The organism is Pseudomonas sp. NFR09 (assembly GCF_900111535.1).
GTDB classification, from domain to species: Bacteria; Pseudomonadota; Gammaproteobacteria; order Pseudomonadales; family Pseudomonadaceae; genus Aquipseudomonas; species Aquipseudomonas extremorientalis.
This window is the reverse complement of record NZ_FOIH01000001.1, coordinates 269,527-282,587: the sequence shown is the minus strand read 5'-3', so window position 1 is coordinate 282,587 and position 13,061 is coordinate 269,527. Positions and strand designations below refer to the sequence as shown.

Below are 13,061 nucleotides of genomic sequence, written 5' to 3'. Positions count from 1 at the left end.
CCATGGCTGAGGTTCTGAACTTCGAGCACAACGGCATCACCGTGAATGCCACCGAATCCCCCGAGGCCATGGGTGGCCTGGGTGACAACGTGATCGGCCTGGTCGGCACTGCGCCGAAGGCCCATGCGTCGATCCCGAAGAATGCGCCGTTCCGCATCAACAGTTTAACCACCCAGGCGCTGCTGGACCCGACCGGCACGGAGTCGGGCACGCTGTTCCACGCCGTGTACCAGATACTCAAGGTGGTGAAGGTACCGGTCTATGTGGTGATCGTGGAGGAGGGCGCCACCCCGGCGGACACGCTCAATAACGTGATCGGCGGTGACGAGCCGGTGACCGGTCGTAAACTGGGCCTGGCCGCGCTGGCCAGCGTACCGGAAGACCTGACTATCATCGGCGCCCCAGGCTTCACCGGCACCAAGGCGGTAGCCGGTGAGTTCGCCTCGTTCGGCAAGCGCATCAAAGCTCGCGTGGTGTTGGATGGCAAAGACGCCAGCGTCGCCGACCAAGTGACCTACAGCGGCGAACTGGGCGGCGCCGATCTCGGTTTTGACCGCTGCCTTCTGGTGCACAACATGCCGTCGGTGTACTCCAAGGCGGCCAAGAAAAACGTGTTCCTCGCGCCATCGTCCCTGGCCATCGCTGCGCTGGCCAAGGTCAAGCAGTGGGAAAGCCCAGGCAATCAGGTGACGTTCGCCGAGGACGTTTCCCGCGTGGTCGAGTACAACATCCTCGACACCTCCACCGAAGGCGACCTGCTCAACCGCTACGGCGTGAGCTACTACGCCCGTACCATCCTCGGCGGTTTCTCGCTGCTGGGTAACCGCTCCATCACCGGCAAGTTCATCAGCTACGTCGGCCTGGAAGATGCGATCAGCCGCAAGCTGGTCAAGGCCGGCCAGAAAGCCATGGCCAAGAACCTCACCAAGTCCTTCATGGACCAGGAGGTCAAGCGCATCAACGACTGGCTGCAAACCCTGGTCGCCGATGAAACCATCCCTGGTGGCAGCGTGTACCTGCATCCGGAATTGAACAGTGTCGAGAAGTACAAGAACGGCACCTGGTTCATCGTCATCGACTACGGCCGCTACGCGCCGAATGAACACATGATTTATCAACTCAATGCCCGCGATGAAATCATCGAGCAGTTCCTGGAGGACGTTCTCTAATGTTTACCAACCGAGTCAGACAGGCCATCGCGGCCACCCTTCAAGGCCTGCCGTTGTCCGCGACGGTGGAGGAGTTCACTCCGCCGAAGATCGAGTTCGACATGGAGCCCATGTCCGGCGGGCGTTTTATCGCCGAGGAAATGGCCAAGAGCGGCAAGGTGCTCGGCGCCACGCTGGTGCTGCAAGGTGCCGGCCCGGAGATCATGCTCGCGCTGGGCGTACGCCTGGGTGATGACATCCTGCTCAACGTGCGCGAAGCCGGCCAGGATCAGGATGGCAAGACCTACTTCACCTACCACACCGTTGGCGGCAAGCTCAAATCCCTGTCCGAAGCGAAGCTGAAGATGGGCGATAAGGCACTCACCACCCTGGAGCTGTCCTGCCGCACTTACAACCGCCTGGAAAACGGTATTCCGGTCATCGACATCGATGTACGCACCCAGAAGTTCGTGCTCAACGGCGTCGACATCCTCGGCGATGCGCGCCGCGCCGTGCTGATGCCGTAATGCCCCGGGGGCGGGCGTGCTCGCCCCCATACTTCACCAAGGAGCTGTCCCATGGCCTGGATGCCACCGCTGCATGTCCTGCTGTCCCCGATCACCGCCGATACCGGCGCGATAATCGAGCAGGTGCAACTCAAACCGCTGTACTACGCCGCGCAAAAAGACGCGCTGGCCCGGGCCGGTGATGACGAGGACGACCAGTTTTTCGAACTGGCGAAACTCGCCACCGGCCTGTCGGAAAAAGAACTCGACCAACTCAAGCGCCCGGACTACGTGAGCATTTCCCAGTACGTACACGAGATGTCGACTCTTCCTGCGTCGTTCTTTCTCGGCGAACAAGCGGAGTCGACCCACGACCAACCCGTCCGACTGCTGTTGCCCCTCGACGCAGCCGGCCGAAACCTCATCGAACTGCCCCTGGAAATGCCCGCGCTGCGCGCTACCAAGGTGATGAAAAAACTCGCCACCAACAAAGAACGCGCCGAGTTCATCACTGCTCACTGCGCCGGCCTGATGATTCCTGACCTGGCCGGCCTGACCGTGCCTGACTGGACTGAATTGCAGGAGCGTATCGACGATTTTTTAAATCAACCGGCGGACTTCTTTCGGAGCGCGACATCGAAGTGATCCTCGATGTGGTGCCGCTGATTTACTCAGTCAATGAGGCCGAGATCCTCGACTGGGACGCCGGGAAAGCATTGCGCCGCTACGACATCGCGATCACTCGCCTTGGCGTCAAACAGGAGTAAGCGGGATGCAGGACAAGTATTCGTTGGCGTATGCCACGGCCAAGGATGGCCAGGCGGTCGTCGGCAAGGACGCCGCCATTGTCAACTCAGGCGCCTTGGCACCTGAACACCTTGGTGAGGCGACACCGATACACCCGATGAGCGTGGCGCTGACTAACGCAAGCTTGCAGCTCGGTGGTCTGTCATTGTCCCTGGGGTTACTGCGCAGCAGCGTGGATGGACTGCGCGCCTCTGTATCGCGGCTTGAAGCCGTAGACGTTAACCCGTCCAGAACTGACAGGCAGATTGAGCCGAGCAGCGCCACGGCGTTCCAGTCGAGCAAGGTGGATGATCGGCGCCTGACCCACGAAGCCTTGACGGTGCGCAACATGGAGCGCCTCGACCCGGTCACGGCTTTTCAGCAGGCGAATGCCAGCTTTGCGTTTGGATCGAAACTCCCCCCGGAAAAATCAATAACGGTCTTGCGCGAAGAGTCGACCAAAAGCACGGAGCGGTTGACCAAAACACTTGAACCTGTGCCGGTCCTGGGAGAAGCCACATGGCTGCGGGCTAAAACCGGCGTGTTGGACACCGTCAACAATTGGGCCAGCGATTCACCGGTCGCCGCTGAATCGCTCAAGACTGCTGAAACGGTGATGTCGTCGGTCGTTTCACCAGTGGTTTCCGAATTTTTTTCGGGCGTGGGCGAGACGATTAAAGAGCGGGTGACGGGCAATTTGGTGGATATGACGCTGGGCAAGTTGCCCGGGGTTGGCAAGTTGTTCAAGGACGGCGGTTACGATAAAGAAAAGGACAAGGGTCAAGGTTGCTGCTGCCCTGACGAGTCGCAGAGCGGCTCCACACGTCCCAGCATTATTCTGCCGCCGGGCTACGAGCGTGAGCGTGGACAAAGCACTTCCGGTAAAGCCCAGGGCAAGGGCTCGGGTAAAAAAGGCGGCAGGCTCGGTAATTGGCTGCGTGATGCATCCGATCGATTGGGTAAGGCGATGTTGCCCACGCCGCCTGCGTTGCACGCTGCGCAGGCGCTCCATTTGCCTCAAGCCTCGACTTCGCGGTTGGCCGGCACCATGACCCGGCTGGAGTCGGTCGGTGCCCGTCGTCTCGGCCCGATGCGGTATGTCGATACCGCTATGAATGTGGTTGAAGGCGTGCGCAACGGTGACGCCAAATCCGTCGGCGCCGGGCTCAGTGCCGCCGGTGGCGCCTGGGCCGGGGCCTCTGCCGGTGCGGCCATCGGCACCATGATTTTTCCCGGTGTCGGTACAGCGGTCGGTGGTGCAATCGGTGGTTTGTTGGGCAGTGAGGCTGGCAGTTGGCTCGGTGACAAGCTGCTCGGTTCAAGCGACCGCCTGCCCGCGCCCGCGGACGTCAGCAAGCGCCTGGACAATGCCCCGGCCGACAACCGTCAAGTCACGTTCGCCCCGCAGATCACCATCAATGCAACGGAGCAGGCCAGCTATCAACAGCTGGCGGAGTTGGTGGTGCAACAGATCGAAGCGCAATTTTCGCCGCTGTCGATGAGCGACCTGCTGGGGTCGCGACGTGATTCGGCACTGACCGATATTGGAGGGGTGTGATGCGGCAACAGATGGCATTGGGCACGTTTATTTTCGGGCTATCGCGTGGATTCGCCTACGACACCCTGGACCGCGCCAGCACAGGTGGATGGGTCGGCCTGCCGATTATTGCCGGCAAACCCAAGTCCAGCCAGGTCGGCCAAGAGCTTGAGACGCTGACCTTCGGCGGTAAGGCCGCAAGGGCAACCGGCATGGCGCGCCTGGATGAGCTGCGTGCGTTGCAAGCCCTGCGTGCGCCATTGCCGCTGGTCGATGGCGTAGGCCTCAGCTGGGGGCTGTGGACGATCAAATCGGTGAGCGAAAAACAATCCAATGTGATCGACGATGGCACCGCCATGGTTATCAATTGGTCGCTGGTATTGGAGGAGTTCGTCAATGCGTAGGGTGCGAAGTATTGCTGGTGATTCGGTGAACCTGTTGCTGTACCGCGAGCTTGGCCGCTGTGACGATGCCGCCGAGGAAGTGCTGTGGCGGTTGAACCCAGGGTTGGCCGAGCAGGGCGCAGTACTGCCGGCAGGTGTCAGTGTGATTGTGCCGGAACTGGACAGGCAGCCCATTGCGAAGCAGCCCGTTTCGGCCTGGGACTAAGGAGCGACTATGACACTTGGATATACGCCAGTGGTGGAAATCTACGGAGCCAATGCCGCGCTGCTTAACGAACGCCTGTTGGAGTGGGAGCATAGTGATACGGCCGGTCTTGTCTCAGACCATCTCAAGTTAACCCTCGATATCGAGGGCCTTGATGGCCTGCCCGACCTGGGTGGGAAAATCGGTCTGCGCGTGGGGTATCTGGAAACCGGCCTGGTGGACAAGGGGACGTTCAAGATCACCAAGCGCACACCGTCACTGTTTCCCATGCGCCTGGCATTGGAGGCCACGGCGGCACCGTTTGACATGGACGGGTTCAAGCAACGTCGCACCGCCAGTCACGGGCCGATCACCCTGGGCGCGTTGTTCCGTCAATTGACGGCGCGCTACGGTTATTCACCACGGGTGGCGCCTGACCTTGAAGGCAAGCAGATTCCGCACATTGACCAGACCAACGAAAGTGACATGGCGTTGCTGACACGCTTGGCCAGACGTTTTGATGCCGTGGCCAAGCCGGTCGATGAGTTTTATGTGCTGGGCCGTAAAGGCCAGCTCACGTCGTTGTCGGGCAAGACCCTGCCGGATGTGCGGCTGTCGCTGACGCGTGACAATCGCCCGGGTGAGCGTGCTTTTATCAGCGCCAAGATGTCCGAGGGCAGTCGCGCCAAATATGACGGCGCAAAAGCGTCCTGGTGGGATGCGGCGGCCGGTAAGAAAAACGTGGTGCAGGTGGGTATCGAGCCGTTTAAAGAGGTTACGCAGCGTTACCAGAACGAAGCTGAAGCCCGTTCCGCTGCTGAAGGCGAGATGCGCCGTGTGAGACGTGAAGGGCTGAAGATCGAGGTGATTTGCCCTGGAAACCCCGCATTCGCCGCTGAAGGCTTGTTGCTGCTGGATGAGTCATGGCCAGGCTTCATGCAAGGGCGCTGGTCGATCAATACCGTGACGGCCAGTGGCAAGCGCAAAGACAGCTATCGCTGCACGATCAGCGCGAGCGGTTTGTCCCTCGCAGAATAAACCGCGCCATTGACACCCCTCATGCTTCGTTTGAGGTTTCTGATGTGGAGACAATATGGTCCTGTCTGAGCAGCAACTCGTAACAATCCTACCGAACTCCCGCATCAAGGCGGGAGTTTTCATTACTGCGCTGAACTGCGCCATGCTCCACCGTCAAATCAACACGCCACAACGCATCGCCGCCTTCCTCGCCCAAATCGGCCACGAGTCCGGGCAACTGCGCTACGTGCGCGAACTGGGTAGCGATCAATACCTGAGCAAGTACGACACCGGCACCCTGGCCGCACGCCTGGGCAATACCCCTGAAGCCGACGGCGACGGCCAGAAGTACAGGGGCCGGGGGCTGATCCAGATCACCGGTCGCCGCAACTACCTGGCCTGCAGCCAGGCCCTGTTTGGCGACGAACGCTTGCTGCAACAACCCGAGCTGCTGGAGCAACCGCAATGGGCCTGTGAATCCGCCGCCTGGTTCTGGCAAAGCAATGGCTTGAATGAACTCGCTGACAAGGACCAGTTCACCACCATCACCCGGCGCATCAACGGCGGGCTCAATGGCCTGGAGGATCGTTTGCAGCTGTGGGCGCGGGCGAAGGCGGTGTTATGCGTTTCTTAGTTGCGATTGGCGTATGCGTGCTGGTGGTCGTTGTCTGGCAGGTGCAGGCTTGGCGGTACGGGGCACAGATTGAACGCTTGTCGGCCGCACAGACCCAGAAAGCCCTGAATCTACAGCAGGCCGAACAAGACAGACGGCTGGCCCTTGAGCAACAGCTCAGTGTCATCGACCAACAACATGCGCGGGAGTTGAGCGATGCCCAACGTACTCAAGCCGCTTTGCGTGACCGCATTGCCACTGCTGATGTGCGGCTGTCAGTCCTTCTCGACGCTTCCAGTGGCTGCCCAATGCCGGCCGCCACCGCCGCCGGCAGCGTGGTTCATGCAGCCCCGCGAGCCCGACTTGACCCAGCGCATGCTCAGCGAATTATCCGCATCACCGACGACGGCGACAGCGCCCTGATTGCCTTGCGTGCCTGCCAGGCGTATGTGCGAGCCGTCGCCCGTTAGTGTCTTGAGACAGTCCGTCACTTGCGTGTGAGATTGTCTCCTGTAGGGTAGGCGAACCCCCGCCCACGACTGGAGACGACCGTGAAGGAAATCACTCAACTGGCTGCCGAACTGGGCCGCCGCCTGCAGGTGCTCAACGCCCATGTCACCACGGCCGAGTCCTGCACCGGCGGCGGTATCGCGGAGGCCATCACGCGAATTCCGGGCAGCTCGGCCTGGTTCGAGGCGGGCTATGTCACCTATTCCAATCGGCAGAAGACCCGGCAATTGAATGTGCCGGAGACATTGTTTGCAAAAGTCGGGGCGGTCAGCCAGGAAGTGGTGGAAGCAATGGTCCGTGGCGCCCAGGAAAAAAGCCTGGCGCGGTTTGCTGTCGCCGTCAGTGGCGTGGCAGGGCCGGACGGTGGTTCGCCAGACAAACCGGTCGGCACCGTATGGCTGGCGTTTGGCGTGGGCGAAGAGATCACGGCCGAGCTTGAGCACTTCACCGGCAACCGCGATGAGGTCCGCCGACAAACGGTAAAGGCCGCGCTAGAGGGCTTGTTGCGACGAGCTGCAGCAGAAATAGAAAATCAGGGGTAGGCGATCTCTGATCTTTGTGGAACAATACTGTCTACTTATACAGGTGTTGGCCGACCAGGCCTTATTGATTACGTGAGGACTTTAATGGACGACAACAAGAAGAAAGCCTTGGCTGCGGCCCTGGGTCAGATCGAACGTCAATTCGGCAAGGGTGCCGTAATGCGTATGGGCGATCACGACCGTCAGGCGATCCCGGCTATTTCCACTGGCTCTCTGGGTCTGGACATCGCGCTCGGCATTGGCGGCCTGCCAAAAGGCCGTATCGTTGAAATCTACGGTCCTGAATCTTCTGGTAAAACCACCCTGACCCTGTCGGTGATTGCCCAGGCACAGAAAATGGGCGCCACCTGCGCCTTCGTCGATGCCGAGCACGCCCTGGATCCTGAATACGCCGGCAAGCTGGGCGTCAACGTCGACGACCTGCTGGTTTCCCAGCCGGACACCGGTGAGCAGGCCCTGGAAATCACTGACATGCTGGTGCGATCCAACGCCATCGACGTGATCGTGGTCGACTCCGTGGCCGCCCTGGTGCCCAAGGCTGAAATCGAAGGCGAGATGGGTGACATGCACGTGGGCCTGCAAGCCCGTCTGATGTCCCAGGCGCTGCGTAAAATCACCGGTAACATCAAGAATGCCAACTGCCTGGTGATCTTCATCAACCAGATCCGTATGAAGATCGGTGTGATGTTTGGCAGCCCGGAAACCACCACCGGTGGTAACGCGCTGAAGTTCTACGCTTCGGTCCGTCTGGACATCCGCCGTACCGGCGCGGTGAAAGAAGGTGACGAGGTTGTGGGTAGCGAAACCCGCGTCAAAGTCGTGAAGAACAAAGTGGCTCCGCCTTTCCGTCAGGCCGAGTTCCAGATTCTCTATGGCAAGGGTATCTACCTGAACGGCGAGATGATCGACTTGGGCGTACTGCACGGTTTCGTCGAGAAATCCGGTGCCTGGTATGCCTACAACGGCAGCAAGATCGGCCAAGGCAAGGCCAACTCGGCCAAGTTCCTGGCGGATAATCCGGACATCGCCGCCACGCTTGAGAAGCAGATTCGCGACAAGCTGCTGACCGCAGCACCAGACGTGAAAGCTGCCGCCAACCGCGAGCCGGTTGAAGAAGTGGAAGAAGCTGACACTGATATCTGAAGCAAACGATGACCGTTGTACTGGATACACTCGTCGCCGTTCGGCGCACCGCAATGGACCTGCTCGCTCGCCGCGAGCATGGTCGAGTCGAACTGACGCGTAAACTGCGTCAGCGCGGCGCGGAGCCCGAGATGATCGAAACCGCCCTCGACCGCTTGACGGAAGAGGGGCTGCTTTCCGAATCCCGTTACCTTGAAAGTTTTGTCTCCTATCGAGCCCGATCCGGCTACGGCCCGGCGCGTATTCGCGAAGAGCTGAGCCAGCGTGGCCTGCAGCGAGCTGATATCGACCTTGCCCTACGTGAGTGCGGCATCAGTTGGCAGGCGCAGTTGGAAGACACCTGGCGACGCAAGTTCGCGGGCCATCTTCCGATTGATGCCAGGGAGCGTGCGAAGCAAGGTCGCTTCCTGAGTTATCGCGGGTTTTCGATGGAAATGATAAGCCGCTTGTTGAGTGGTCGGGATATGGACGACTGAACACCTTGCTATGCTGGCCGCATTGATGAGCAGACTTCTATGGCGAGCTGGCTTGTTGTGGTGAGCGGGCTTGCTGTGGCGAGCGAGCTTGTTGTGGCGAGCGGGCTTGCCCCGCGTTGGGCTGCGCAGCAGCCCCAAATGCCTCGCCTCCACTCCACCTGAAACACCACCAAAAAGACCCACTATGAAAATAGTGGGTCTTTTTTTTTTGCCCTCAAAAAATCAAGCCGACTCCGGTGTAACCCGCTGCTGCGCCTTCCCCTGAGCCTGCGCCCAGTTCTCCGGCAGGTTGATGTAATCCACCAACTCCCGCAGCCGGCCCTGATCGCGGCCATTGAAGTTGAACACCAGCCGCGTCAAATGGCTGAACCGTGGCTCATCATGTTCCTCGCCGGTGTACGCGAGCTGTTGAAACTCTCCGCTCAACCGCAGGCTGGCAAATTCAGTCTGCAAATGGGCCAATGCCCCATCGCTGAGAGGGTGATGCATACGCACCACAAACTCACGCTTCAACCAGCGGGTGGAGTGGAAGTTGGCATAAAATTGGTTGATCTCTTCCACGGCCTCTTCGGCGCTGTACACCAGGCGTATCAGCTTGAGATCGGTAGGCAGGATGTAGCGGTTGGCTTCCAACTGACTGCGGATAAAGTCCAGGGCGCCTTGCCAGAACCCGCCGCCGGGCGCGTCCAGCAATACCACCGGCACCAATGGGCTCTTGCCGGTCTGGATCAGGGTCAGTACTTCCAGCGCTTCATCCAGGGTGCCGAAACCGCCTGGGCACAGTACCAGCGCATCGGCCTCCTTGACGAAGAACAGCTTGCGGGTAAAGAAGAAGTGGAAGGACAGCAGGTTCTCGGTGCCATCAATGGTCGGGTTGGCATGCTGTTCAAACGGCAGGGTGATGTTGAACCCCAGGCTGTGTTCCAGGCCCGCGCCTTCGTGGGCCGCCGCCATGATGCCGCCACCACCGCCGGTGATCACCATCAAGTCAGAGCGTGCCAGTGCAGCGCCGACTTCGCGGGCCAGGGCGTACAGCGGGCTTTCCACCGGAGTACGGGCCGAGCCGAATACCGTCACTTTGCGGCGGCCCTTGAACTGTTCGAGCACGCGGAAGGCATTGTCCAGTTCACGGATGGCTTGCAGGGTGATCTTGGCGTTCCAGCGATTGCGGTCGTCCTGGGCCATGCGCAGCACGGTGAGGATCATGTCGCGATACAGGGGAATATTCGGGCTGTTGGGAGCGATCAGCTGGAGTTGAGCGTCGACCTGCTGCGTGAGGTCAGCACCGTTTTCTTCAAAGTGCCGAAGCAGGCGCTCATTCGGTTCGTAAGGCATTCAACTTCTCCTTATTGCAGGGCCCGGGTGGCCGACGAGCCGTTCGCCGGAGGCGACGACACTGCATGTGTCGTTGCTTGCCGCAGGGGGCAACCTTCTTTTGCCCTGAAAATATTACAGAACAGCATGAAAAGTGCTGTGAATGAATGGTCGGGATGACTTGATCATGGGCCGCAAAACCCTTGGCTGGCAACCGCTTATTGGTCACTCATCAGGGAGTTTAGCCGTTGGCAGGACGTTGAAGCGGGGGAGTACGCGCCACCGGACGGCAGCGCGCGAAGGCCATGCTGTTACTTTTTCTTCTTTGCCGCCGCCGGTGCCGGGCAATCCGCTTCGATGAATTTCACCGAGGCCACAGGACGGTTGGTCTTGTTCTCGGTGATTTCGTAACGCATCACTGCGCCCTTGGCCATCAGCTCGCGGTAGCCCTTGTTCAGGCACACGCTCTGGCCCAGCTGGAAATACACCGCCTTGGGGTTGGCGCGCATCTGTTCGGCGCGGTCAGGCAGGACGCTCAGGTGATCGATCAGTTGCATGCCTTCCACGGTGTAGGCCACTTCCAGGGTTTTTTCGTCGATTTCCCGGGGCAGGTCCTTGTTGCTTTCGGCCGCGACGCTTTGCAGCTTCCGGTTCATTTGGGCCTCCAGCAGCGAGGCCGCCTGGGCGCACACGGGCAATACCAGCGCGAGGGCGACGGATGGGGCGACAAGACGCAGCATGGAACGCAGCATGAAACTCTCCTGATTCGGTTACTGGTGCATAGACCAGCCACTGCGCTGTGCGTTCAGTGGCGCGCAATTATAGGTGAGCCGTTGCCACTACAGCCAGGCGTATCGCTGGTAAACTGCGGCCACTTCCGCCTTCCACGAGTTTTCACCGTGTCGATTTACCCGTCCCTGCGGCACAGCCGATGAGCCACGCCGTTTCCCGCCTGCGCACCCAGCGCCTGGCCCGTGCCGTGCGGCCGTTTCTCAATCGTGGCTCGCGTGCCGAACGCTGCCCTGGCTGCCGAGTCATCCCCGAATACTGCCTATGCGCCTGGCGGCCCAAGGTCGAAGCGCGCTCCGCCATGTGCCTGCTGATGCATGACGTTGAGCCGATGAAACCCAGCAACACCGGTTGGTTGATCGCCGATGTCATCCAGGACACCACGGCATTCGCCTGGTCGCGCACTGAGGTCGACCCTGAACTGCTCACCTTGCTGGCCGATCCGCATTGGCAGCCCTATATCGTGTTCCCCGGCGAATTCGTCGTGCCCGAGCGCGTTGTGAGTGAAGTGAAGGTGGAGGAGGGCAAGCGCCCGCTGTTCATCCTGTTGGACGGCACCTGGAGTGAAGCGCGCAAGATGTTCCGCAAAAGCCCCTACCTGGAGCATTTGCCGGTACTCAGCCTGGCGCCGGAACAGCTGTCGCGCTACAAATTGCGCCGCTCCAAGCGCGACGACCATTTCTGTACCGCTGAAGTCGCTGCCCTGTGCCTTGAGCTGGCCGATGATCTGGCAGCCAGTGAAGTCCTGGACGCCTATCTGGATGTCTTCAGTACCCATTACCTGGCCGCCAAGTTCCAGATGCCGCTGGATCCTGCGGACACTGTGCATACGCGCCTTGCGCCCTATATTCCGACCGCATAACCAGACGACGTTTGCATGATGGCACCACGCACCCGCAACCCGCTAAAATGCCCACGGGCGTAGTGCTTGACCCTCCAGGCTACGCTGGGCATGCTGGGCGCCGATCAGGGCACCCCTGAAAACAGGATCATTTAATCAATGGCCACATACGAAATCCTGATAGCCGATGACCACCCGCTGTTTCGCAGTGCGTTGCACCAGGCCGTGACCCTGGGCCTCGGCCCGGACGTGCGCCTGGTTGAAGTGGCCAGCATTGCCGAGTTGGAAGCCCGCCTCACCGAAAAGTCCGACTGGGACCTGGTGCTGCTCGACCTGAACATGCCGGGCGCCTACGGTTTCTCCGGGCTGGTGCTGTTGCGCGGCCAATACCCGCAGATCCCCGTAGTGATGGTCTCGGCCCAGGAAGAAGCCGACGTGGTCGTGCGCTCCAAGGAGTTCGGCGCGAGCGGTTTCATTCCCAAGTCCAGTGCGATGGAAGATATCCAGAAAGCCGTGCGCACAGTGTTGGATGGCGACGTGTCCTGGCCGCCGCAGGCTTTTGAACAAATCAACGTGTCCGACGAAGCCAAGGCTGCCCGTGATGGCCTTGCCAGCCTGACGCCCCAGCAGTTCCGGGTGCTCACCATGGTCTGCGAAGGCCTGTTGAACAAGCAGATTGCCTATGAGCTGAGCGTCTCGGAAGCGACGATCAAGGCGCATGTGACGGCGATTTTCCGCAAGTTGGGCGTACGTACACGCACCCAGGCGGCGCTGCTCTTGCAACAACTTGAGTCAATTTCGCAGCACTAGTTTGTTACCGATTCACGCTTTTTTGACTTTGCGTGATCTAGTTTCCCCACTTCTTTGGTTCAGTTGCCTACATCTATGTCGCCTTTCAAGGGTCAAACCGGTATCAAACGTATCTTCAATGCTGGGGGATATTCCCTGGATGGCCTGCGCGCGGCGTTCACCGGCGAGGCGGCGTTCCGTCAGTTGGTGTTGCTCAACGTGATCCTGATCCCGGTGAGCTTCTTCCTGAATGTCAGCCGGGTCGAGCGAGCGTTGTTGATCGCCGTGTGCCTGCTGGCGTTGATCGTCGAGTTGCTCAATTCAGCGGTAGAGGCGGCGATCGACCGCATCTCCCTGGACCGCCACCCACTGTCGAAAAACGCCAAGGACATGGGCAGCGCTGCGCAATTCGTGGCCCTGACCATGATCACCCTGGTGTGGGCCGTCATCCTGATCTGAGTC

18 protein-coding genes are annotated in these 13,061 nt (G+C 60.1%); 16 read left to right on the top strand and 2 right to left on the bottom strand.

What is annotated here, in order from left to right; translation table 11 throughout:
• The first annotated feature begins 2 nt into the window (after positions 1-2).
• The 13 genes from BMX59_RS01315 (at position 3) to recX (ending at position 8,866) form a co-directional block, all read left to right on the top strand.
• Positions 3-1,169 (top strand): phage tail sheath protein, encoded by a 1,167-nt coding sequence (locus BMX59_RS01315; RefSeq protein ID WP_093119407.1) that lies wholly within the window; start codon positions 3-5, stop codon positions 1,167-1,169.
• Positions 1,169-1,675, top strand: coding sequence for a phage major tail tube protein (locus BMX59_RS01310; RefSeq protein ID WP_071488733.1), 507 nt, complete (start codon positions 1,169-1,171; stop codon positions 1,673-1,675). The genes BMX59_RS01315 and BMX59_RS01310 overlap by 1 nt, the downstream gene beginning before the upstream one ends.
• A 51-nt stretch (positions 1,676-1,726) precedes the next feature.
• The gene (locus BMX59_RS01305; protein WP_093119405.1) at positions 1,727-2,299 is read left to right on the top strand and encodes a phage tail assembly protein; all 573 of its coding nucleotides are present in this window, start codon (positions 1,727-1,729) and stop codon (positions 2,297-2,299) included.
• Entirely contained in the window at positions 2,296-2,421 is a 126-nt protein-coding gene (locus BMX59_RS30660) for a hypothetical protein (protein WP_017844653.1), read from the top strand. Before BMX59_RS01305 ends, BMX59_RS30660 begins: the two co-directional genes overlap by 4 nt.
• A 5-nt stretch (positions 2,422-2,426) precedes the next feature.
• Positions 2,427-3,998, top strand: coding sequence for a phage tail tape measure protein (locus BMX59_RS30655; RefSeq protein WP_256572922.1), 1,572 nt, complete (start codon positions 2,427-2,429; stop codon positions 3,996-3,998).
• On the top strand, positions 3,998-4,381 hold the full coding sequence (locus BMX59_RS01295; RefSeq protein WP_071488736.1) for a phage tail protein: 384 nt from the start codon (positions 3,998-4,000) through the stop codon (positions 4,379-4,381). Before BMX59_RS30655 ends, BMX59_RS01295 begins: the two co-directional genes overlap by 1 nt.
• Positions 4,374-4,586, top strand: coding sequence for a tail protein X (locus BMX59_RS01290; protein ID WP_071488737.1), 213 nt, complete (start codon positions 4,374-4,376; stop codon positions 4,584-4,586). The genes BMX59_RS01295 and BMX59_RS01290 overlap by 8 nt, the downstream gene beginning before the upstream one ends.
• A 9-nt stretch (positions 4,587-4,595) precedes the next feature.
• Entirely contained in the window at positions 4,596-5,603 is a 1,008-nt protein-coding gene (locus BMX59_RS01285; RefSeq protein WP_093119402.1) for a phage tail protein, read from the top strand.
• Positions 5,604-5,658: 55 nt separating this feature from the next.
• Complete coding sequence (locus tag BMX59_RS01280; protein ID WP_093119399.1) at positions 5,659-6,216, top strand: glycoside hydrolase family 19 protein; 558 nt, start codon at positions 5,659-5,661, stop codon at positions 6,214-6,216.
• Complete coding sequence (locus BMX59_RS01275) at positions 6,204-6,665, top strand: lysis system i-spanin subunit Rz (protein ID WP_093119396.1); 462 nt, start codon at positions 6,204-6,206, stop codon at positions 6,663-6,665. Before BMX59_RS01280 ends, BMX59_RS01275 begins: the two co-directional genes overlap by 13 nt.
• Positions 6,666-6,746: 81 nt before the next feature.
• Positions 6,747-7,247 (top strand): CinA family protein, encoded by a 501-nt coding sequence (locus BMX59_RS01270; protein WP_071488741.1) that lies wholly within the window; start codon positions 6,747-6,749, stop codon positions 7,245-7,247.
• Between the two features lie 84 nt (positions 7,248-7,331).
• Positions 7,332-8,390 carry a recombinase RecA gene (gene recA / locus BMX59_RS01265; RefSeq protein ID WP_003189042.1) on the top strand — a complete coding sequence of 353 codons (1,059 nt, stop codon included), beginning with the start codon at positions 7,332-7,334 and terminating at the stop codon, positions 8,388-8,390.
• Between the two features lie 8 nt (positions 8,391-8,398).
• Positions 8,399-8,866: a recombination regulator RecX gene (recX, locus tag BMX59_RS01260; RefSeq protein WP_093119393.1), complete on the top strand. Its 468-nt coding sequence runs from the start codon at positions 8,399-8,401 to the stop codon at positions 8,864-8,866.
• Between the two features lie 222 nt (positions 8,867-9,088).
• On the opposite strand, the gene BMX59_RS01255 is transcribed toward recX, so the two are convergent.
• Positions 9,089-10,201, bottom strand: coding sequence for an LOG family protein (locus tag BMX59_RS01255; RefSeq protein ID WP_093119391.1), 1,113 nt, complete (start codon positions 10,199-10,201; stop codon positions 9,089-9,091).
• 290 nt (positions 10,202-10,491) lie between these two features.
• Entirely contained in the window at positions 10,492-10,932 is a 441-nt protein-coding gene (locus tag BMX59_RS01250; RefSeq protein ID WP_071488744.1) for a PA3611 family quorum-sensing-regulated virulence factor, read from the bottom strand.
• 179 nt (positions 10,933-11,111) lie between these two features.
• Here BMX59_RS01250 and BMX59_RS01245 point away from each other — a divergent pair, with 179 nt between their 5' ends.
• The 3 genes from BMX59_RS01245 to BMX59_RS01235 all read left to right on the top strand — a co-directional run bounded on the left by BMX59_RS01245 (position 11,112) and on the right by BMX59_RS01235 (position 13,058).
• Positions 11,112-11,831 (top strand): tRNA-uridine aminocarboxypropyltransferase, encoded by a 720-nt coding sequence (locus BMX59_RS01245; protein ID WP_071488745.1) that lies wholly within the window; start codon positions 11,112-11,114, stop codon positions 11,829-11,831.
• Between the two features lie 138 nt (positions 11,832-11,969).
• Positions 11,970-12,620, top strand: coding sequence for a response regulator transcription factor ErdR (gene erdR / locus BMX59_RS01240; RefSeq protein ID WP_071488746.1), 651 nt, complete (start codon positions 11,970-11,972; stop codon positions 12,618-12,620).
• Positions 12,621-12,695: 75 nt separating this feature from the next.
• Entirely contained in the window at positions 12,696-13,058 is a 363-nt protein-coding gene (locus tag BMX59_RS01235) for a diacylglycerol kinase (RefSeq protein ID WP_058423756.1), read from the top strand.
• The last annotated feature ends 3 nt before the right edge of the window (positions 13,059-13,061 follow it).

What these genes read in the sequence shown, in the direction of transcription:
- BMX59_RS01315 (WP_093119407.1), top strand. Translation starts at nt 3, where the DNA reads ATGGCTGAGGTTCTGAACTTCGAGCACAACGGCATCACCGTGAATGCC.
- BMX59_RS01310 (WP_071488733.1), top strand. Translation starts at nt 1,169, where the DNA reads ATGTTTACCAACCGAGTCAGACAGGCCATCGCGGCCACCCTTCAAGGC.
- BMX59_RS01305 (WP_093119405.1), top strand. Translation starts at nt 1,727, where the DNA reads ATGGCCTGGATGCCACCGCTGCATGTCCTGCTGTCCCCGATCACCGCC.
- BMX59_RS30655 (WP_256572922.1), top strand. Translation starts at nt 2,427, where the DNA reads ATGCAGGACAAGTATTCGTTGGCGTATGCCACGGCCAAGGATGGCCAG.
- BMX59_RS01295 (WP_071488736.1), top strand. Translation starts at nt 3,998, where the DNA reads ATGCGGCAACAGATGGCATTGGGCACGTTTATTTTCGGGCTATCGCGT.
- BMX59_RS01290 (WP_071488737.1), top strand. Translation starts at nt 4,374, where the DNA reads ATGCGTAGGGTGCGAAGTATTGCTGGTGATTCGGTGAACCTGTTGCTG.
- BMX59_RS01285 (WP_093119402.1), top strand. Translation starts at nt 4,596, where the DNA reads ATGACACTTGGATATACGCCAGTGGTGGAAATCTACGGAGCCAATGCC.
- BMX59_RS01280 (WP_093119399.1), top strand. Translation starts at nt 5,659, where the DNA reads ATGGTCCTGTCTGAGCAGCAACTCGTAACAATCCTACCGAACTCCCGC.
- BMX59_RS01275 (WP_093119396.1), top strand. Translation starts at nt 6,204, where the DNA reads ATGCGTTTCTTAGTTGCGATTGGCGTATGCGTGCTGGTGGTCGTTGTC.
- recA (WP_003189042.1), top strand. Translation starts at nt 7,332, where the DNA reads ATGGACGACAACAAGAAGAAAGCCTTGGCTGCGGCCCTGGGTCAGATC.
- recX (WP_093119393.1), top strand. Translation starts at nt 8,399, where the DNA reads ATGACCGTTGTACTGGATACACTCGTCGCCGTTCGGCGCACCGCAATG.
- BMX59_RS01255 (WP_093119391.1), bottom strand. Translation starts at nt 10,201, where the DNA reads ATGCCTTACGAACCGAATGAGCGCCTGCTTCGGCACTTTGAAGAAAAC.
- BMX59_RS01250 (WP_071488744.1), bottom strand. Translation starts at nt 10,932, where the DNA reads ATGCTGCGTTCCATGCTGCGTCTTGTCGCCCCATCCGTCGCCCTCGCG.
- BMX59_RS01245 (WP_071488745.1), top strand. Translation starts at nt 11,112, where the DNA reads ATGAGCCACGCCGTTTCCCGCCTGCGCACCCAGCGCCTGGCCCGTGCC.
- erdR (WP_071488746.1), top strand. Translation starts at nt 11,970, where the DNA reads ATGGCCACATACGAAATCCTGATAGCCGATGACCACCCGCTGTTTCGC.
- BMX59_RS01235 (WP_058423756.1), top strand. Translation starts at nt 12,696, where the DNA reads ATGTCGCCTTTCAAGGGTCAAACCGGTATCAAACGTATCTTCAATGCT.